The organism is Pseudarthrobacter sp. BIM B-2242 (genome assembly GCF_014764445.1).
Lineage (GTDB): Bacteria > Actinomycetota > Actinomycetes > Actinomycetales > Micrococcaceae > Arthrobacter > Arthrobacter luteus_A.
Genome location: NZ_CP061722.1, coordinates 101,943 through 118,099 on the forward strand (window position 1 = coordinate 101,943; position 16,157 = coordinate 118,099).

The window sequence follows — 16,157 nt, forward strand, 5'->3', positions numbered from 1 at the left end:
TGGCCCTTCGGAGACAGCCGCGGCATGAGAACCGTCGCGCACTCGACCAGCAGCCTGGTCGTCGCCGCACACCAGATGCTCCGGCTCGAAATCCTGGCCGACACGTACGCCGGGCAGCCGGAGGAATCAGCCCTGATCCTGCGCCGCCTGGAAACTGCGTGCCTGCAGGCCGGCCATCCCGAGCAGGCCCGTGCGGTCCACCAGCGGACCATCGCCTACGCCGCCCAATGCGGGAACACTGCTGCGGCGCGGTGGGAGGCCAGCCCCCGCTGGTTCCGGCGCCTGGCCGGCCGGTTCCGTCCCAGCATTGAGCTGCTGTGGGAGAACGGGCAGTACCGCCGGATGGCCGCCATCATCAACCAGCACCTGGCCGACGTCGAACGCCGGACTCACCGGCTGAAGGCGGCCGCATGAGAACCATCACCACCGTCGAAGAGCTCGACGCCCTGCCACGAATGAGCGTCGTGGCCTGCATCCACTCCGTCTCGAACGAGCCGCCCATCGTGCTGGTGTGGCAGCGCGGGTCCCTGAACGGGTACGCGACCGAATGGTGCACCCCGGACACCCCCGGGCAGATCGATTCCCACCGCGTCTTCCAGTTCCTGCTGATCAACCAGATGCCGTTTGAGCTCACCGTCCTGTGGGAGCCCGCTCCCATCCCCGTCGCCCAGTGAGAAGGGAAGCCTGATGACCTCAACGGGAAGCCCGTACTACGACAACCTGCGCGCGTCCGGGGAGAACCTCGCTGACCGGGTCAAGCAGGCCTCCCGCCGTGCCCGGCTCTACGATCTTGAAGACGACGGCGCCTCCGACCTCGCCCAGCGCAAGCGCTCCGCCAAGGACTCCATCGCTACCCGGCGGTATCTGATCAAGCGTATCGAGGACCGCCAGGCCGGCAGGGCCAACCTCCCGCCCCGGCCCCAGGAAGAGGCCGACAACTTCATCGCCGCGCACCTCGAAGCGATCAAAAGGCTGGAGGAAGCGAAGCCGGAGATTGGACCGGCCGTGAACGTCCTCGCCCCGATGACCCGCCGGGTCGCCCGGGAAGACCGGCGCCGCAGCCGCAGGACCAAGAAAAGAGCCGAGAGGGAGCCATGACCGACGCCCTGGTGCTGGAGCGCCACGTCCTGCCGGACACCTACCGCCAGGTCCTGGCCCGCTACTGTTCCCTGATGGGCAGAGAGGACGGTGTCATCGTCCTTTTCGGTGCGTTTGAGGTGATTCTGTCCGCCTACCCGGACATGGACGCCGACGCACTGGTGGGGCGCATTGATTCCCTCATCGCTGCCCAGGGGCCGGAGGTCCGCCGGGTCATTGAAGGCCATTTGCCGGGCACACCGGATTACGTTCTCTCCCGTGACTGGCTATACCAGGGGCCGGAGGTCCTGCTGGTCGCCGATCTGGCCCGCACCTGGCCCAGCCGGCTCCGTGCCGTGGCGGCTACCGCGGATTTCGGCATGAATCTTGAAGCAATGGCAGAGGAACTGAAAGGCAAGCAACAATGACCACCGAACCACGCACTTGGACCGGACCGGCCACCGTCGTCATCCCTGCTGAGCTGATGGCCGACTTTGAGGAATGGCTGGACCAGCAGCGGCTGCTCCTGATGGGTCCGGCCAGAATGAGCGAAGACCCGGAGGACCTGGTCTGGACTGTCGGACCCCGCCGCCAGGACCTCCTGGCGCACAAGGCCGCATCCCTCGCCGCCATGGTCGAGTCGACCGCCAGCCTTCCCGACCGCGGAGCCAGGCTGCGCGCCATGGGCATCTCCGAGGAGAAGGAACGGGAGATCCGCCGGCGGGCCGCCGAACAGAGCCGCCTCGCCAAAGCCCAGGAGGAACAGGGCCGCCTGGCACGCCAGCGGGACGAGGACTACCAGGGCGACTGACCGCCCTGTTCCCTGGCCAGGCCTGCCCGGGTGTGTATCGTGGCGAACGTAAGCGATACCGACCGAAAGGGCAGACCGTGGCACAAGGCGACATCGAGACTTACTGGGAAGACGGTTCGTGGAAGAACCGGCGTGAAGGCACCGACAGGGCTTTCGGCGCCGGGTACGGCACCAAGGACGAGGCGATCGCCGCCGGCCGGGAAGCCGCCCAGTCCGACAAGGTCGAGCACGTCATCAAGAACCAGGACGGGCAGATCGCCGAGAAGAACAGCTACGGCAACGACCCGCGGAACGTCCCGGGCTAAAGGGGTCCGCCCGGCTGGGGCCCGGCCGCTCCCGACACCAGTGGTGCAGGAGTTACCGCCAGCCGGGCCGGCGGGGCCATAGGATTCGAGAATCATCACTCACCTGAAAGATCAGATTCTTGAATACTCGCCTTGCCGCAGCCTCCGCTGCCCTCCTCATCGCCCTCACCGGTTGCTCCTCATCCGGGTCGGCATCGGCTCCGCCCAGCTCCGAATCCGCTGAAGACCGAAACAAGGCCATTGCCGGTTGCGGCGTCGTGGGCAAAATGCTCAACGGTGACATCCCGGTCAACGCCAGCACCTACGCCGAGGTGGAAAAGACGCTTAGGACCCTGGCCAGCAGCGGCCCGGGAGAGGTGAAGACCACAGCCCAGTTCATCCTCGATGACATTGACGGCAAACAGGAGTCCACGGACGCCGAAAATGAAGCGCAGATCGAGAAGTTCAAAAACTACTGCATGAACTACACCGTCGACTGACGCGGGCCCCGAACCCGATCTCCGGCCGCCCGAGGCTCCGCACCCGCCGGCGGTCGGGGTACGGCACCACTCTGAACTGAATCCGGTACCGGCGGCCTGGCACCGACCTGGAGGTTTCCTCGCGTGCCTGACCTTCCACAGGAACTGCGACCGCCCCTGCCCCTGGCCGCAGCGAAAGCCGTCAACCGCATTCCCGCCCCCACCGCCCTTCCGGGCGGCTGCCTCTATGAGCCCAAGTGGGATGGCTTCCGGGCGTCACTGACTGTCACCGAGACCGGTGCGGTGCTGTTCTCCAGGCAGGGTAAGGACCTCTCCCGCTACTTTCCCGACCTGATCGCCGCCGCCGAGGAGCACATCCCGGCAGGCTGCATCGTGGATGGTGAAACGGTGATCTGGTCGAACGGACGCCTGGACTTCACCTCCCTGCAGCAGCGCATGACCACCTCCAAAACCGCGCTGCCGGCGTTCGTCCGGGAACGCCCTGCCTCCTTCGCCGCCTTCGACGTCCTCGCGGTCGCCGGCCAGGACACCCGGGCGCTGGCGCTGCGGGACCGCCGCGCCCTGCTCGAAGAACTCTCCCGGTCCTGGGAACCGCCGCTGAACCTCTCCCCCGCCACGGACAACCCCGAAGAGGCCGCGACCTGGTTCGAGGAGATGCCCTCGATCGGGGTGGAGGGCCTCATGGTGAAAGGTTCAGGCCAGTTGTATGAGGGCGGCGTCCGGCAGTGGCTGAAGGTGAAGCATCGCCTGGATCTGCACGTGGTCTGCGCCGCGGTGATCGGCCGTCGGGACCGCCCCACCGCCATTGTCGCCGGGCTGCCCATCGAGGGCCGGCTCTGGATTGTCGGGCGCTCCAGCCAGCTGACCGCGACTGCGTCCAGGGCCCTGGCAGCGCACCTGCACATCCCGCGTGAAAACCACCCGTGGCCGGAGGAGATCACCCCCGGCACCCTGGACCGGTTCACCAAGGACAAGTCCCCGGTCCGGCTGACCCTGGTCGAACCAATCGTCGTGGAAGTCTCCGCCGACGTCGCCTGGTCCGGCAGGTCATTCCGGCACGCGCTGCGGTACCTGCGCGCCAGGCCCGAGCTGAACCCTGGCGAGGTGGAGGTCCCGGGGCACCTCCGCGGGTAGCCGAAGCCGGTGCTCCGTACACATGACGGGCATGAAGACTTTCCGCGGCCACGTCCAGGCCCCCGAATATATGTTCAGCACGGAAGACGGCAAGACGGTGTTCCGGCCGATCAACGACCACTACGCCACGGTCCGCCCGGGCGACGCCGCCCCACGGTCTACCCCATTCGGCACTGGTCTCGCAGGGCTGCGCTCCCCTGACCCGGTGAGTGTCGAGTTCGACCGGAACGACGGCGAGTTCTTCCAGGTCCGGGAGGAGATCGACAAATCCGAGGGACGCATGGGCACCAAACCCGCCGGAAACTTCCTGGACTACGCGGCTGCGTACACCGCCGCCGCAGGCAAGAACGCCCAAGGCGGCCGCGGAGCCATCGTCATCATGAGCCCCTCCGGCCATGACGACATCACTGCCGTTGACGCCAATGGAGAAACCGTCCTCATCGAACCCCGCACGCGGTGGTCAGGGATTGACCTCTCCAGCCGCCTCCGCTTCCCGGACCGGGACGCATAGCCAGATCATCACAGCTCAATCCCGACCTAGAGAGGAGTCGTCATGCCCGACAGCGCTACCGAGGCCATAGCACTGATCAAAGACCTGGAACGAGAGGCACACGCGACTGGTCTGGAGACCACAGCCGGGAACACTGGTGACCATTCGGATGTCCCCGGCTGGATGCTGGCCGCCCTTTGCCCGGCGCTCCTCATCGACGCCGGCGACGGCATGAAGCTCGCGATCCTCCACCACAGGGGCCATATCAACGCTGTTGAGATCCAAGGCAACACCTACCCAGGAAGCTATCCTCCTCCTGTCGAGGCAACTGCCGATGGCCTCGCATCCATCGCATCGACTGCCCGGAAGTGGATCGTCGACCACGCCGGCAAGGCCTCCTGAGCCTCGTCGCTGTCGCCACCGATGAGCGCCTCGCCCCGCTCCGCACACATTCCGTCCATGAGCGACTCCACCAGCCCCCAGCCCGCGGTCATCCACGATTTCCAGATTGACCTGCTCATCGAGGCCACGCAGAAGACGTTCGACGGCTGGCTGGAGCGGGTCGTCAAAAACGGGCCCGAGGACGTGAGCGCAGTCGGTGAACTGGCAGCCAGTTCCGCGCGGTACAGCCAGCTGATGACGCTCAAGCGCAGCTACCTGCACCAGTACTAATCACTGACTCCGGGAAGCGGCGCCCGGCTGTCCGCACACATGGACTGTCATGACCACCATCTTCAGCAAGTCCGATCCGCGCGCCTTCATGCTGCTCGCCGTGCATCTTGGCCGGGTCCGGTCCTCCCTTACGGAAGGGCGCACCGCCTGGCAGCCCACCGAGGGCGTCATCTCCGGCACCCATCTCGACTGGCTCCTGGAGGAAGGTTTCATCACCGGACCCGCAGGTGACGGCACTTGGACCACCTCGGCCCTCACCGCTACCGGCCAGAGCATGCTGATCGTCGTGCACGGAATCATCCCGGACACCCCGCCCGCAGCAGCACCCGACCCTGCCCCGGGACCTGGAGCCGCCGCCGAGCTGGCTGAGGCCCGCTCGAACGCCCTCTACGACGTCCGCCAGGGCTACATCACCCGCTCCGGCGCCTCATGGAATTCCACATCCCACAGCCTGCCCGCCTCCGAGCTGGACTGGCTGCTGGCCCACGGCTACATCGCGCTCGGCGCCGCATCTGCCTCCGGCCACCGCACGGCGGCACTCACCGCCCTCGGTGAGCGCACCCTGTGGGAGGTGGCCATGGTCCCGCCTCTCGCTGTCGTCCAGGTGTCCATCGGCCTGCACGGTGAGGTCGAGCGGGTCCTGTCGGCGGCCGGCGCCGGCAAGGTCCGCAACATGCCGGTCATCGGCACCAGCATCCCCGAAGTCCACATCAAGAGCTACCGGCCCGATGACGAGGCGGACTCCCTGAACGCCGCCGGCAAGGCTCTCCTGGAGCATGGCGGCTTCGACGTGCGCGTCGGCTACGACGAACACCGGGAGATGGTCCTGTCGGTCACCGGAAACCCCTCCGCAGCACCCCGGCAGAACGTCTCCACCACCCACATCACGGACGTCCTCAACGGCCCCGGTCCGCAGTAGCCGGGTGAGCGATCCAGATGCCTCCGTACACATGGCTGGCATGACTTCTGCTGCCGTGGCCTTCAAGGCCAAACAACCCGCCCTGATCGCCGACTACCTCGCTGCCCGTGAGGTCGCCGTCGCCGACTTCCACACCAAGGCTGACGCCTTCAAGGAGAGCATCGGCGGCCACGAGCTGTTCGGCACCGCCTTCTTCGACGGCGGCTGGGCTGTCCGCGGCTTCAACTCCCCGAACTCATTCATGGAACTCCCGGCCGGCTGGCGCCGCGAAGGCGGGTTGAAAGCAGTCCCGGCCAGGCGCACCCCGGAAGGCAAGGAGCACGCCAAGACCCTGGCCACGCTGCGGTTGGCCGGGAACACCTATCCGGGCTGCCCGAACATGCTCTTCGCCGAGGGCTACAGCGTCTACCCGCGGGTGGAACAGGTCGGCGACGATTACTTCCTGACCCTGTCCATGGTCCTGCGCGATGAACCGAACAATTCGCTGGACCCGGAGGCCTGGGAGCAGGTCAAGCTCTCCGAGTACCACGCAGCCCTCGAAGCGGCTGAAGAAGCTGCAGCGTGATCAAGGCACTGGAGGAGATCCGCGGCCGCCATGCGGTCATCTCCGAGTACCCGTGGAAGAAGCACGACTTCGGCTATCCCGGCCAGGAGGAGCCCAGCTCCATCGTCATCCACCAGGGCCGGTTCAACTGGCGGGCCATCTCCGAGGGTGAGTTCATCGCCTCCTTCCCGGGTGCGGACCGGGACGAGGACAACAATGCCGACTTCCTCGCCAACGCCCCGGTCGACGTCGAGAAGCTCCTCGCTGCCTTGGATGCGGTGATCCAGCTTGCGGAGAACACTGACGACACCGCCGTGACGGCAGCTGACGGGCCCCACGTCCCGGCGCACCTCGTCCTGTCCGCCATTGCCTCTGCCCTCGGAGGCGAATCATGACCGCGCTGGCTGAGCTGATCCTGGTCGAACTCCAGCGCCACGAAGCCGAACCGTCTTTCAACCTCCGCTGCACGTGCGGCCACATCGGGACGACGGTCAGCCGGCGCGGTGACTTCGAACGGCACGTCGCCCAGGAGATGGCAGCAGTCCTCGACGCGGCCGGCGTGGCGACGGCCGCAGAAGTGCTGGAGAAGGCAGCCGAAGCGGCGGAGGACCCGACCCCTAAGGACATGGACGACTTCCATATCGACCAAGCCGACGTCGGACCCTGGCTGCGTGCCCGGGCCGCGGCGGAACGATCAAAGGTATCCGGTGGCCACTGAACGGGACATGCTGGATTTGCTTCTGGACCGCTACACAGCGATCCGCCGGGGAACCATCTCTGACCGCTGGGTCCGCGCCGAGCACGTCAAGAGTTCCCTCGGCTATGCCGATGGGGACCGCATCGCTGACTTCATCGCAGGGGACAAGTACGGCGGCGGCGCCGAAGGCCTGAAGCTGGCCCTCCACGGCCACGAGGTCAAGGTGTCCCGGGCTGACTTCCTCAGTGAACTGCGCGACCCGTCCAAGGCCGATGCCATCAAGCGGTACATGCACCACTGGTGGCTGGTCGTCCCCGACGCCGCCATTGTGAAACCCGGCGAGCTGCCCGAGGGCTGGGGTCTGCTGGCCCCGGGGTCGGACGGAAAGCTGCGTGCCCGGAAGTCTGCACCCCGGCTCTCACCCGAGCAGCCTCCGCTTTCGTTCATCATGTCCCTGATGGCCGCCTCGTCCCGGACCGCGCACCGCGAACCGCTCCGCAGGGACGCCCCGGTGACGTTCGGCCGGCGCTACGCCAGGCACTGCGGGTTCTGCAATACCCCATCCCCCTGCGCCATCCACCAGCCAAGAGCCTTAGCGGCCAGCGGCCAGACCCTGAAAGAGGCCTCATGACCACCAACCGGAGCGGCGTTCCCGCCATGCTGCACACAGGCGCGCCGGGCTCCGGCCGTAACTGGGGCATCCTTCAGGCCCTTATCCGCACGCAGCGCCTCCTGACGGACGTCCGCCGCGGCGGCTTTCCTCTGTTCCGCAGGGACTCCTGCAACCGCTGAGCAGCCGTGCGTCGGTGAGCTTTCCCGCCACCGCCCCACACATAGGTGCCATGAGCACCCTGAGCCACACCCACGTCCGCCGCGAGCCCACCCAGTTCCGCGTCACCGTCATCGAGAATGACGACGACCTGCACTATCTGGGCCGGACCTACGACATCCACCCGTACAAGGATGGCTGCATCGTCCGCTACATAGACCGTGACGGGATGGAGCAGGAACGGGTGCCGCTCCTGGGGATGTATCTGACTGAGGAACTGGACCAGGACGGCCAGGTGACCCGCACCCACCAGCTGCTGACCTTCCAGGAGTACAACGAGCAGTTCGTGGAGCGCGGCGATCCGAACCTCATCTACGGAGTCAGGGCCGCCGGCGGCAGCCATGTCGAGGTCACCCGCGGCACCCTGGAGAGCGCCCGCATCGGCGTCCAGCTCTTCAATCACCGCCACCCGCTCGGCAAGTTCGAGGTAGTCTCCCTCCCGCGTGACACGGACACCGATGACAGCACCTGGACGGTGGTAGGCCACTGATGACCACCCCTGACCAACCTACGGAGACCACCGTGAGCACACCCATCGCGCCCGTTACCGCCATTGTCTTCACCGACCCCTCAAATCCTGACAAGGCTGTGGAATGCTTCAATGCCCGGTTGTCGGGGCCTGAGCTGGAGAAGCTGACGACACCGTACCCAGACATCCAGCCGCCGATGTTCCCGATGCTGACCGCCATGATGGGCCTCTTCCCCTTGCTTGTCTGTGGCATGCACGCGTTCGGCTGGGCCGTCAATCTGACGTCGGAAGTGTTCCCCGACCTGATCATGCCTTTCGTGTTCCCGGGGATCGGCGTGACGCTGGCCAGCCTGCTCTGGATCTCCTACGTCATGTCCCCGAAGCGGCCCCGCCCGAAGGCCTGGCGGGACTCCCTCAGTGCTGCGTGGTTGAAGCACAGTGGCGGTGTCTACCTGTTCGGCGACATCCCGAAAGACGTCAACGAGGAGGTCTGGAACGATGCGATCACGCTGGACAGCATCGGCCGCGGACTGAACCGCCTCGACCCCCGCGGCGACGAGCTGGACGGCGCCCGCGCTGCCCTGGTCAGCTACATCGCGGCCTCCCGCATCCCGCTGCTGGACAAGCGCGCCGCCGAGGCTCCCCACATCAAGGACCCGGCCGTCCGAAAGGCTGCCAAGGACTACAAGCGTGCCGTTGAGAAGCAGGCAGACGCCCGGCGGTTCCTGGACGGCAAGATCGCCGGGGCCAGGGAACTGCTGGCCGCCCGCCGGCAGGAACGCACCGACGCCGAACTGATCCGCCTGGCGAACGAACGATGACCGTCTACGTCGACAGCATGCGGATGCGCGCCACGGTCGGCAGGATCACGGCCAACTGGTCCCACCTGAGCGCCGACACCACCGACGAGCTCCTCGAGTTCGCGGCCAGGCTCGGGCTCAGGGCCTCCTGGATCCAGAACCCCGGCCACGTCTGGAAGGAACACTTCGACGTCACCGACTCCAAGCGAGAGCTGGCCATCAGGCTCGGGGCCAAGCCCATCACCATGCAGGAGGCGGTCACGCTGTGGACCGCGAAGCGGGAAGCGGCCCGGGCAGCGTAACGCCGCCCTCCGTACACATGGGGCCCATGACCACTTTTGAAGCCCGCGTCGGGTACACCGCAGAATTCCATGGCGAGAAGTCCATCGTCACGTTCGCCAACCTGAGCAGCGTCTATCTTCCCCTGCCGGTGTGCACCATCGAGCTCAAAAAGGGCGAGGTGTTCATGGTCGTGGGACAGGACAAAACCGAGTACTTCGGTGACCTGTTGCAGGCACTCCGGTTCGCCGACAACCACGGCGTGGGACGGAAGCCCGGCGCCATCACCATCCTTTCCCCTTGCCGGTCCGAGAAGGGCATCCCCGTCTGGGCCGTCGAGCAGATCCACGAACGTGCCGTCGCGAAATCCTAGGAACCCATGACTGACAAAGCCGCCTCCAGGCCCCGGTTCGCCCGTATCTGGCCGTTCGTCCATGAGGTGCCGAACGGTCTGCAGACCATCCTGCCCGTGGGCCGGGTGAGCGTCTTCAACCGCGGCCTCACCACCGAGGAGCTCAAGCCGCTCACGGAGAGTTTCCAGACCCCGTGCGGCAAGGCCTTCAAGGTGGTCGGGCAGGTCTTCCTGTGGGTCTTCTGTGCACAGGGCCTTATGTGGGCCGGACTGCTGGGCCTGGATCTTCTGTTCAACCTGGAGCCGCCTCGCCCGGAAGTCCAGGCATGGATCACTGAGCACCTGACCAACACACTCAATGCCGCCCGCGCCATCGACTTCATGGTTCTCGCAGCCATGGCCCCTGTCCTCGCCGTCCTGTACACGATCCACTTCGTCGCGTGGAGGAAGTGGCGGGCATCCGTCGCCGCTGCCTGGGAGCAGGCAGGGAACCGGCTTGTCCACACCAGGAACCTGCCGGGCAGCCGCCGCGTGCAGGTCGACCACCTCGGCGGGAAGCTGGACCCTGCGGTACGCCGTCTCGACCCGGAAAACGAAGAGCACTGCCGCCTGGTGACAGAGGCGGTGGCTGCCATCGGCCGCTACATCGACCTTCCCATACCCAGCGAGGAGGCGCGCAGTGTTGCCAAATCCAAGTCCCAGGACCCGGCAGTCCAGAAGGTCCGCGCCGAGTACGAGGCAGCTGTGGCTGCCGAGAGGGCAGCACTCCAGGAAGCCGAGGCTGCGGTTCTCGCCGTCGAAACCCTCGCCGGTGAGGTGAAGGCCGCGAAGGCCGAGCAGAAGATCATCGGCATCGCCAAGACCATTCTTGAAGGATCCCGATCACGATGACAGTGGAATTTTCCGCCCGTGACCTCCTGGCAGGGCACCTCGCTGCCCTGCTCCCCGGCCACACCCAGGAGGACCTGCAGGCTGCGGCCGACGGGCTTCTGAGCCTCGGCTACTGGCAGATCAGTCCCATTGACGGCTTGCCCGCGGTCACGGACCTGGCGATCGAGGCCGGCACCAACCAGCTCCGGTCTCAGCTGGGCGACTTCACCTCATCGGAGATCCTGATGCGCAAGCGGACCAAGTTCGTCCTGCGCGCCGCCCTGCCCTACCTCAAACCCCAGACCGCACCGGAGGACCAGTCATGACCAGCACCGAAGAGCGACCCACCCCGTCGGTGGCGGACCTGATCGAGATCCACTCCGCCTACGGGCAGGACATTGAGTTCGACGACGCCGACCGGACCACCTACACGCAGTCCACCTGCCAGTGCGGGATGCCGCTGGGGGCTCACCTGTCCCTGGAAACCCACCGCGCCCGCGAGGTGGAAGCCTTCATCAACGCCCGCCTGGCCGAGTCCTTCCTGACCGTCCGCAACCAGCTCCAGCAGCTCGCCGCCGACATGGCCACCGACAATGTCCCGGCACACCTTCGGGCCACCCTGGACCAGATCATCGTGGAAAACAGCCTCCGCGTCGGCTTGAAGAACCCCGAGGTGGAGAACCGGTCCGCCGCCCTGCGGAAGGCCGTCAAGGACCTGGGTCTGCCCCACGGGGTCGACTTCTTCAACCATGACGGCAGTGCCACCTTCATCTGGCAGCAGTTCCACCACCGCGTCACCGTCTACATCAACCACGGCGGGCCCTTCGAGGTCGAGGACGTCCCGCACGGACCCTGCATCCCGTTCACCAGCGAGGACCCCGAGGTGGTTGCCGCTGAGGTCATGCGCCTGCTGGCGGCCGGGAAAGAAGACTAATGGGCAAGGCACCGCAACTGGCGCGCCGGTACGAGATCGTCAAACACCCGGTAACCGCTGACGGTCTCACCGCAGGTGACGTCTATGTCGGGTTCCCGTACTTCCTGGATCCGGGCAGTAAATCCAACCCGGAGGGCAAGGTGACCCTGCTGTATCGGGAGTCCGACGGCGCCGGCGCGGACGCCTTCGAGTATTGGAACCTGCTCCGTGAACTCCCCGGCCGGGTACGGATCGAATTCGACACGTCCACCCAGGCCTGGGTTGCGGCCGGCCCCAAGTCCAGGCCGACTGCACGGGCGAAGAGGTTCCAGCCCTCGCGGTGACGGTTTAGCCCCGTGCCCCACACATAGGGCGCATGGAACCCGATCCGACCCAGCCCAGCCCGTACAACGAGACCGTCCGCGCGTACGCACGGGACCTCCTGGGCTACCTGAACAAGCCCGGCGGCACCGTCCCCGGCGGTTTCACCACCAAGCTGTTCGAGCTGTGGGCGAAGGCCGACTTCGTCAACAAGGCCATCATCGCCCAGGGGTGGCCGTTCCTGGGCGTAGTCCTCGTCGCCAACGACCAGGGCGGCGAAGCTGCCGTCCGCGACATCGCTGGTATCCCCGCATGAGCACCCCCGCCAACCCACGGGTGGAGGCCGCCCTGACGGCACACCGGGAGCGCCTGGCCGAGGCGGACACCCCTTTCGCCGACGACCCCGGGACCGCGGAGGAGCGCGCGATGGCCGAGGCGATCAAGGCCGCCGACGCCGTCGCCTTCTCGCGGGAGAACATCGACCTCGCGGCCGAGGCCCTGTGGGATTCCGCGGCACCCGTCAAGGCCGGTGTCCGGCCGCGCTGGGCACTGATCAAGGACGACCCGGAATGGCACCACGGTGTCACCACAACCAGGAACGATGCGAAGACCGTCGCCAAGACCCTGTGGGCCGTCAAATGACCATCCGCCCCGAGGGCCCGCACGACACCGCCATCGCGGCCCTGCTGAACACCTTTATTGACTCCGATCCCCGCCTGGACATCTGGCACCGGTACCCGGACATCAGCGAGACCGAGGACGACTACACGGATGGCTGGGCATGCGAGCAGGTCAGCGCGGAGTTCGCAGCCTTCGCCCGGAAGCACGGCTGGGATGCCGTCGTGGTCCACGCCGACGACCCCAAGCACCCTCTCGCCTTCGACCACGCCTGGGTCCGGTTGACCCGCGACGGGTCCGCGCTCGATGTCGACTGGACCGCACGGCAGTTCCACAACCTGCACGACTCCGACGGCAACGACCCCGCCGTCCTGACCCTGCCCTGGCCCCTGGCCTGGGACCCGGCCATCGTCGGCAGGCACTCCCACCCCGTCGCCGGCCCCTACGACACGATCACCTTGGAGGACCGATGATCAGCCTCGGCGCCATCTCGCGCAACATCATGTACCGCCAGGACGCCGCCAGGTCCCTGGCCGAGCACCCCGGCTACGGCTGGAACAAGGCCCAGACCCGTATCCGCTGCAGCGGTGTCGCCTGCGCCGAGGTCCTGGACGTCCCGGCCGGACCGGACAGCGGCGAGGACGTCATCGTCTACGCCCGCCATCAGGCAGACCAGCTGCCCGACGTCGAACCAACCCAAGTGCCGGACCCCGAGCCCGAGCCCACGCCGGAACCGGCGGATGACCCCGAGCAGGACCTGAAGCCCGAAGGCGGACAGGCCACCCCCGAACCAGCAGGAGAAGAACCCATGGAACAAGCCCTCTCCGAGGCAGCCCTCGCCGTCGCCGACCCGACGACCGCACCGAAGATCCGCCGGGACACCAAGGCCCTGACCGCCACCATCGAAGAGATCAAGAAGGGCGACCGGGTGAGCGCCACCTTCAGCCACCCCCGCTATGGAATCTTCACCGTCGAAGGCACCGTCATCAAAGGCGGCGCAGGCCAGGACAGGAACCAGCTCATGGTCGCCGGCTGGCACCTCAACCTCAACGCCCGGGCAGCCAAACACCTGCACGAGCTGACCATTCTGGCCCCCGCTGGCAAGCACGAATTCGCCATCCCCAAGCCCTCCGAGCTGACCGAACACGTCGGCATCGGCAACTAGCCCCATCTCCTGAACAACCAGCCTCGAACCCCTCAACAACCCGCCCCGAAGGACACATCATGGCCCTGATCACCGACGATCGCACCCGGTTCCCCGAAGCACCGTGGAAGCTGCTCGAAACACGCCACGAACCCGGTGACGCCGGCGCACTGGAGACCCTCTTCGCGGTCGGCAACGGCCACCTCGGGGTCAGGGGCGCGCACTGGGCCGAGGCCGACGCCGAACTGCCGGGCACCTTCATCAACGGGTTCCACGAGACCTGGGGCATCAAGCACGCCGAGAACGCCTACGGCTTCGCCCGCACCGGCCAGCGGATCCTCTACGTCCCGGACACCACAAACTTCACCATCAACATCGACGGGGAAGCGCTCAGCCTGGCCGGTTCCACGGTGCTGCAATACACCCGGGCCCTGGACTTCAGCACCGGCCTCTACCACTGCCGCATCACCTGGCTCTGCCGGTCCGGCGCCACGGTCACCACCATTGAACGCCGCGCCGTCGGCTTCGAATCCCGCGGCTGCCTGGCCATTACCCTGGAGATCAGCGCCGACCGCGAGGTGTACGCCGACATCACCTCCTCGATCATCAACCGCCAGGACAAGGCCGTCGAGGACCATTCCGACCACGACCCGCGCCGCTCTGGACGCCACGCCGGCCGGGTGCTGCTGCCGGTGCAGCTCGACGGCGACCAGGGCTCTTTCCGGATGGCGTGGCAGGCCGCGGAATCCGGCCAGCAGGTGGGCCTGGCTGTCGACCACTGGTTCCCCACCGCAATTACCCCATTCGAGACCGTCGTGGACCAGGACGAGAGCAGTGTCCGCTACGTCCTCGCCCTCACCCCGGGGACCACCTTCCGGATGGAGAAGACCGTCAGCTACGCCGTCGGCGGCCGCGACGCCGTCGACCTGGCCGAAACGGCTGCAGCAGGCATGAAGAACGTCGATGCGATCTTCGGTGAGGCCGCCACCCACTTCCGGAACTACTGGGCCACCGCGGACATCACCGTCGCCCGCCGCCCCGCGCTCCAGCAGGCCATCCGCTGGAACCTCTTCCAGCTCGCCCAGGCGACCGCCCGCGCAGGAGTCGCCGGCATCCCGGCCAAGGGCGTCAGCGGCTCCGGCTATGAAGGCCACTACTTCTGGGACCAGGAGGTCTACCTCCTCCCCTACCTGACCTACACCAACCCGGACGCGGCCCGGCAGGTTCTCGAATCACGCCATGCCATGCTCCCCGTGGCACGGGCCCGCGCCGCAGAACTGAACGTCGACGGGGCCCTCTTCCCGTGGCGCACCATCAACGGGCTCGAAGCCAGCGCCTACTACGCCGCCGGCACCGCCCAGTTCCACATCGCCTCCGCCATTGCCTTCGCCACCAACCGGTACATGTGGGCCAGCGGGGACGCCTCCTTCCAGCCCTCCGCCGGCGCGGAGCTGCTCATCGAAACCGCCCGGATGTGGGCGTCCCTGGGATTCTTCGGCAAGGACGGACAGTTCCACATCCACGGCGTCACCGGCCCGGACGAATACACCGCCGTCGTGAACGACAACCTCTACACAAACGTCATGGCACGCTTTAACCTGCTGGCCGCCGCGGCACTGGACGATCCCCGGATCTCCGAGGAGGAACGCGAGGTCTGGACCCAGGCCGCCGTCCGGATGCACGTGCCCTATGACGAGGACCTCAAGGTCCACGCGCAGGACAACGACTTCATGACCCTGGAGCCCTGGGACTGGACCACGCCGCGGGCCAAGTACCCGCTGCTGCTGAACTTCCATCCCCTGGTCATCTACCGGCACCAGGTCCTGAAGCAGGCTGACACCGTCCTGGCCATGTTCCTGCAGTGGCAGGACTTCACCGCCGAGGACAAGCGCCGGGCCTTCGACTTCTACGACCCCATCACCACCGGCGACTCCACCCTGTCCGCCTGCGTCCAGGGCATCATGGCGGCAGAGGTCGGCTACGGCCAGGCCGCGCTGGAGCACTTCACCCACGCCCTGTACATCGACCTCGACAACACGCACGGCAACACGGTCGACGGGGTGCACATCGCCTCGACCGGCGGCGTGTGGAGCTCACTGGTCAGCGGGTTCGCCGGCTACCGCGACCAGGGCGCACTCCCCCACTTCGACCCGCGGCTGCCGGCCGACTGGGAGGGCCTGTCCTTCCGGCTGAACATCCAGGACCGCCTGCTCGCCGTGCAGCTGGAGCAGGGAGCCATCTCCTTCACCGTCGAGTCCGGGGCACCGCTGGCGGTGTCGGTCCGCGGCCAGCAGCATCTGGTCAGCTCGCAGACGCTGCGGGTCGGACTGGAGCCCATCGCGGACCTCGGCACGCCCAACCCGTTCAGCACGGGCCTGCCCGCACACCTGGCGGTGCCGGCCACCGTCGCCATGGCCGCCTAACAGCGGCGGAC

Annotated in this window: 30 protein-coding genes; all 30 read left to right on the top strand. The window is 66.9% G+C overall.

Features of this window, described 5'->3' with window-relative positions:
- Window positions 1-24 precede the first annotated feature (24 nt).
- The 30 genes from IDT60_RS20850 (at window position 25) to IDT60_RS20995 (ending at window position 16,146) form a co-directional block, all read left to right on the top strand.
- Entirely contained in the window at window positions 25-414 is a 390-nt protein-coding gene (locus tag IDT60_RS20850) for a hypothetical protein (protein ID WP_191082424.1), read from the top strand.
- Complete coding sequence (locus IDT60_RS20855; RefSeq protein WP_191082425.1) at window positions 411-674, top strand: hypothetical protein; 264 nt, start codon at window positions 411-413, stop codon at window positions 672-674. Before IDT60_RS20850 ends, IDT60_RS20855 begins: the two co-directional genes overlap by 4 nt.
- Before the next feature lie 13 nt (window positions 675-687).
- Window positions 688-1,098: a hypothetical protein gene (locus tag IDT60_RS20860; RefSeq protein ID WP_191082426.1), complete on the top strand. Its 411-nt coding sequence runs from the start codon at window positions 688-690 to the stop codon at window positions 1,096-1,098.
- Entirely contained in the window at window positions 1,095-1,505 is a 411-nt protein-coding gene (locus IDT60_RS20865; RefSeq protein WP_191082427.1) for a hypothetical protein, read from the top strand. The genes IDT60_RS20860 and IDT60_RS20865 overlap by 4 nt, the downstream gene beginning before the upstream one ends.
- A complete protein-coding gene (locus IDT60_RS20870; protein WP_191082428.1) occupies window positions 1,502-1,888 on the top strand; it encodes a hypothetical protein in 387 nt (128 codons plus the stop codon). Before IDT60_RS20865 ends, IDT60_RS20870 begins: the two co-directional genes overlap by 4 nt.
- Window positions 1,889-1,965: 77 nt before the next feature.
- Window positions 1,966-2,193, top strand: coding sequence for a DUF2188 domain-containing protein (locus IDT60_RS20875; RefSeq protein ID WP_191082429.1), 228 nt, complete (start codon window positions 1,966-1,968; stop codon window positions 2,191-2,193).
- Between the two features lie 119 nt (window positions 2,194-2,312).
- Window positions 2,313-2,672, top strand: coding sequence for a hypothetical protein (locus IDT60_RS20880; RefSeq protein ID WP_191082430.1), 360 nt, complete (start codon window positions 2,313-2,315; stop codon window positions 2,670-2,672).
- Between the two features lie 123 nt (window positions 2,673-2,795).
- The gene (locus IDT60_RS20885) at window positions 2,796-3,806 is read left to right on the top strand and encodes an ATP-dependent DNA ligase (RefSeq protein WP_191082431.1); all 1,011 of its coding nucleotides are present in this window, start codon (window positions 2,796-2,798) and stop codon (window positions 3,804-3,806) included.
- A 31-nt stretch (window positions 3,807-3,837) separates the two neighbouring features.
- On the top strand, window positions 3,838-4,317 hold the full coding sequence (locus IDT60_RS20890; RefSeq protein WP_191082432.1) for a hypothetical protein: 480 nt from the start codon (window positions 3,838-3,840) through the stop codon (window positions 4,315-4,317).
- A 42-nt stretch (window positions 4,318-4,359) separates the two neighbouring features.
- On the top strand, window positions 4,360-4,698 hold the full coding sequence (locus IDT60_RS20895; protein ID WP_191082433.1) for a hypothetical protein: 339 nt from the start codon (window positions 4,360-4,362) through the stop codon (window positions 4,696-4,698).
- 57 nt (window positions 4,699-4,755) lie between these two features.
- Window positions 4,756-4,968: a hypothetical protein gene (locus IDT60_RS20900; RefSeq protein WP_191082434.1), complete on the top strand. Its 213-nt coding sequence runs from the start codon at window positions 4,756-4,758 to the stop codon at window positions 4,966-4,968.
- 49 nt (window positions 4,969-5,017) lie between these two features.
- Window positions 5,018-5,887 carry a hypothetical protein gene (locus tag IDT60_RS20905; protein ID WP_191082435.1) on the top strand — a complete coding sequence of 290 codons (870 nt, stop codon included), beginning with the start codon at window positions 5,018-5,020 and terminating at the stop codon, window positions 5,885-5,887.
- A 40-nt stretch (window positions 5,888-5,927) separates the two neighbouring features.
- Window positions 5,928-6,452 (top strand): hypothetical protein, encoded by a 525-nt coding sequence (locus IDT60_RS20910; RefSeq protein WP_191082436.1) that lies wholly within the window; start codon window positions 5,928-5,930, stop codon window positions 6,450-6,452.
- Complete coding sequence (locus tag IDT60_RS20915) at window positions 6,449-6,826, top strand: hypothetical protein (protein ID WP_191082437.1); 378 nt, start codon at window positions 6,449-6,451, stop codon at window positions 6,824-6,826. The genes IDT60_RS20910 and IDT60_RS20915 overlap by 4 nt, the downstream gene beginning before the upstream one ends.
- A complete protein-coding gene (locus IDT60_RS20920; RefSeq protein WP_191082438.1) occupies window positions 6,823-7,149 on the top strand; it encodes a hypothetical protein in 327 nt (108 codons plus the stop codon). The genes IDT60_RS20915 and IDT60_RS20920 overlap by 4 nt, the downstream gene beginning before the upstream one ends.
- A 7-nt stretch (window positions 7,150-7,156) precedes the next feature.
- Window positions 7,157-7,759 carry a hypothetical protein gene (locus IDT60_RS20925; protein WP_223884067.1) on the top strand — a complete coding sequence of 201 codons (603 nt, stop codon included), beginning with the start codon at window positions 7,157-7,159 and terminating at the stop codon, window positions 7,757-7,759.
- Window positions 7,756-7,920: a hypothetical protein gene (locus tag IDT60_RS20930; RefSeq protein ID WP_191082440.1), complete on the top strand. Its 165-nt coding sequence runs from the start codon at window positions 7,756-7,758 to the stop codon at window positions 7,918-7,920. The genes IDT60_RS20925 and IDT60_RS20930 overlap by 4 nt, the downstream gene beginning before the upstream one ends.
- Window positions 7,921-7,970: 50 nt before the next feature.
- A complete protein-coding gene (locus IDT60_RS20935; protein ID WP_191082441.1) occupies window positions 7,971-8,447 on the top strand; it encodes a hypothetical protein in 477 nt (158 codons plus the stop codon).
- Between the two features lie 32 nt (window positions 8,448-8,479).
- Entirely contained in the window at window positions 8,480-9,247 is a 768-nt protein-coding gene (locus IDT60_RS20940) for a hypothetical protein (protein ID WP_191082442.1), read from the top strand.
- Entirely contained in the window at window positions 9,244-9,528 is a 285-nt protein-coding gene (locus tag IDT60_RS20945) for a DUF4031 domain-containing protein (RefSeq protein ID WP_191082443.1), read from the top strand. Before IDT60_RS20940 ends, IDT60_RS20945 begins: the two co-directional genes overlap by 4 nt.
- Window positions 9,529-9,554: 26 nt before the next feature.
- A complete protein-coding gene (locus tag IDT60_RS20950) occupies window positions 9,555-9,878 on the top strand; it encodes a hypothetical protein (protein WP_191082444.1) in 324 nt (107 codons plus the stop codon).
- Window positions 9,879-9,884: 6 nt separating this feature from the next.
- Window positions 9,885-10,748: a hypothetical protein gene (locus IDT60_RS20955; protein ID WP_191082445.1), complete on the top strand. Its 864-nt coding sequence runs from the start codon at window positions 9,885-9,887 to the stop codon at window positions 10,746-10,748.
- A complete protein-coding gene (locus IDT60_RS20960; RefSeq protein WP_191082446.1) occupies window positions 10,745-11,053 on the top strand; it encodes a hypothetical protein in 309 nt (102 codons plus the stop codon). The genes IDT60_RS20955 and IDT60_RS20960 overlap by 4 nt, the downstream gene beginning before the upstream one ends.
- Entirely contained in the window at window positions 11,050-11,661 is a 612-nt protein-coding gene (locus IDT60_RS20965; protein ID WP_191082447.1) for a hypothetical protein, read from the top strand. The genes IDT60_RS20960 and IDT60_RS20965 overlap by 4 nt, the downstream gene beginning before the upstream one ends.
- The gene (locus IDT60_RS20970) at window positions 11,661-11,984 is read left to right on the top strand and encodes a hypothetical protein (RefSeq protein WP_191082448.1); all 324 of its coding nucleotides are present in this window, start codon (window positions 11,661-11,663) and stop codon (window positions 11,982-11,984) included. Before IDT60_RS20965 ends, IDT60_RS20970 begins: the two co-directional genes overlap by 1 nt.
- A 32-nt stretch (window positions 11,985-12,016) precedes the next feature.
- On the top strand, window positions 12,017-12,277 hold the full coding sequence (locus tag IDT60_RS20975; RefSeq protein WP_223884068.1) for a hypothetical protein: 261 nt from the start codon (window positions 12,017-12,019) through the stop codon (window positions 12,275-12,277).
- Window positions 12,274-12,603: a hypothetical protein gene (locus tag IDT60_RS20980; protein WP_191082449.1), complete on the top strand. Its 330-nt coding sequence runs from the start codon at window positions 12,274-12,276 to the stop codon at window positions 12,601-12,603. Before IDT60_RS20975 ends, IDT60_RS20980 begins: the two co-directional genes overlap by 4 nt.
- On the top strand, window positions 12,600-13,052 hold the full coding sequence (locus IDT60_RS20985) for a hypothetical protein (protein WP_191082450.1): 453 nt from the start codon (window positions 12,600-12,602) through the stop codon (window positions 13,050-13,052). Before IDT60_RS20980 ends, IDT60_RS20985 begins: the two co-directional genes overlap by 4 nt.
- Window positions 13,049-13,744, top strand: a complete 696-nt coding sequence (locus tag IDT60_RS20990; RefSeq protein ID WP_191082451.1) for a hypothetical protein — start codon at window positions 13,049-13,051, stop codon at window positions 13,742-13,744. Before IDT60_RS20985 ends, IDT60_RS20990 begins: the two co-directional genes overlap by 4 nt.
- Window positions 13,745-13,803: 59 nt before the next feature.
- Window positions 13,804-16,146 carry a glycoside hydrolase family 65 protein gene (locus IDT60_RS20995; protein WP_191082452.1) on the top strand — a complete coding sequence of 781 codons (2,343 nt, stop codon included), beginning with the start codon at window positions 13,804-13,806 and terminating at the stop codon, window positions 16,144-16,146.
- Window positions 16,147-16,157: the final 11 nt, after the last annotated feature.

Coding starts and splice junctions, on each gene's coding strand:
- IDT60_RS20850 (WP_191082424.1), top strand. CDS start 25: ATGAGAACCGTCGCGCACTCGACCAGCAGCCTGGTCGTCGCCGCACAC.
- IDT60_RS20855 (WP_191082425.1), top strand. CDS start 411: ATGAGAACCATCACCACCGTCGAAGAGCTCGACGCCCTGCCACGAATG.
- IDT60_RS20860 (WP_191082426.1), top strand. CDS start 688: ATGACCTCAACGGGAAGCCCGTACTACGACAACCTGCGCGCGTCCGGG.
- IDT60_RS20865 (WP_191082427.1), top strand. CDS start 1,095: ATGACCGACGCCCTGGTGCTGGAGCGCCACGTCCTGCCGGACACCTAC.
- IDT60_RS20870 (WP_191082428.1), top strand. CDS start 1,502: ATGACCACCGAACCACGCACTTGGACCGGACCGGCCACCGTCGTCATC.
- IDT60_RS20890 (WP_191082432.1), top strand. CDS start 3,838: ATGAAGACTTTCCGCGGCCACGTCCAGGCCCCCGAATATATGTTCAGC.
- IDT60_RS20895 (WP_191082433.1), top strand. CDS start 4,360: ATGCCCGACAGCGCTACCGAGGCCATAGCACTGATCAAAGACCTGGAA.
- IDT60_RS20900 (WP_191082434.1), top strand. CDS start 4,756: ATGAGCGACTCCACCAGCCCCCAGCCCGCGGTCATCCACGATTTCCAG.
- IDT60_RS20905 (WP_191082435.1), top strand. CDS start 5,018: ATGACCACCATCTTCAGCAAGTCCGATCCGCGCGCCTTCATGCTGCTC.
- IDT60_RS20910 (WP_191082436.1), top strand. CDS start 5,928: ATGACTTCTGCTGCCGTGGCCTTCAAGGCCAAACAACCCGCCCTGATC.
- IDT60_RS20920 (WP_191082438.1), top strand. CDS start 6,823: ATGACCGCGCTGGCTGAGCTGATCCTGGTCGAACTCCAGCGCCACGAA.
- IDT60_RS20925 (WP_223884067.1), top strand. CDS start 7,157: ATGCTGGATTTGCTTCTGGACCGCTACACAGCGATCCGCCGGGGAACC.
- IDT60_RS20930 (WP_191082440.1), top strand. CDS start 7,756: ATGACCACCAACCGGAGCGGCGTTCCCGCCATGCTGCACACAGGCGCG.
- IDT60_RS20935 (WP_191082441.1), top strand. CDS start 7,971: ATGAGCACCCTGAGCCACACCCACGTCCGCCGCGAGCCCACCCAGTTC.
- IDT60_RS20945 (WP_191082443.1), top strand. CDS start 9,244: ATGACCGTCTACGTCGACAGCATGCGGATGCGCGCCACGGTCGGCAGG.
- IDT60_RS20950 (WP_191082444.1), top strand. CDS start 9,555: ATGACCACTTTTGAAGCCCGCGTCGGGTACACCGCAGAATTCCATGGC.
- IDT60_RS20955 (WP_191082445.1), top strand. CDS start 9,885: ATGACTGACAAAGCCGCCTCCAGGCCCCGGTTCGCCCGTATCTGGCCG.
- IDT60_RS20960 (WP_191082446.1), top strand. CDS start 10,745: ATGACAGTGGAATTTTCCGCCCGTGACCTCCTGGCAGGGCACCTCGCT.
- IDT60_RS20965 (WP_191082447.1), top strand. CDS start 11,050: ATGACCAGCACCGAAGAGCGACCCACCCCGTCGGTGGCGGACCTGATC.
- IDT60_RS20970 (WP_191082448.1), top strand. CDS start 11,661: ATGGGCAAGGCACCGCAACTGGCGCGCCGGTACGAGATCGTCAAACAC.
- IDT60_RS20975 (WP_223884068.1), top strand. CDS start 12,017: ATGGAACCCGATCCGACCCAGCCCAGCCCGTACAACGAGACCGTCCGC.
- IDT60_RS20980 (WP_191082449.1), top strand. CDS start 12,274: ATGAGCACCCCCGCCAACCCACGGGTGGAGGCCGCCCTGACGGCACAC.
- IDT60_RS20985 (WP_191082450.1), top strand. CDS start 12,600: ATGACCATCCGCCCCGAGGGCCCGCACGACACCGCCATCGCGGCCCTG.
- IDT60_RS20990 (WP_191082451.1), top strand. CDS start 13,049: ATGATCAGCCTCGGCGCCATCTCGCGCAACATCATGTACCGCCAGGAC.
- IDT60_RS20995 (WP_191082452.1), top strand. CDS start 13,804: ATGGCCCTGATCACCGACGATCGCACCCGGTTCCCCGAAGCACCGTGG.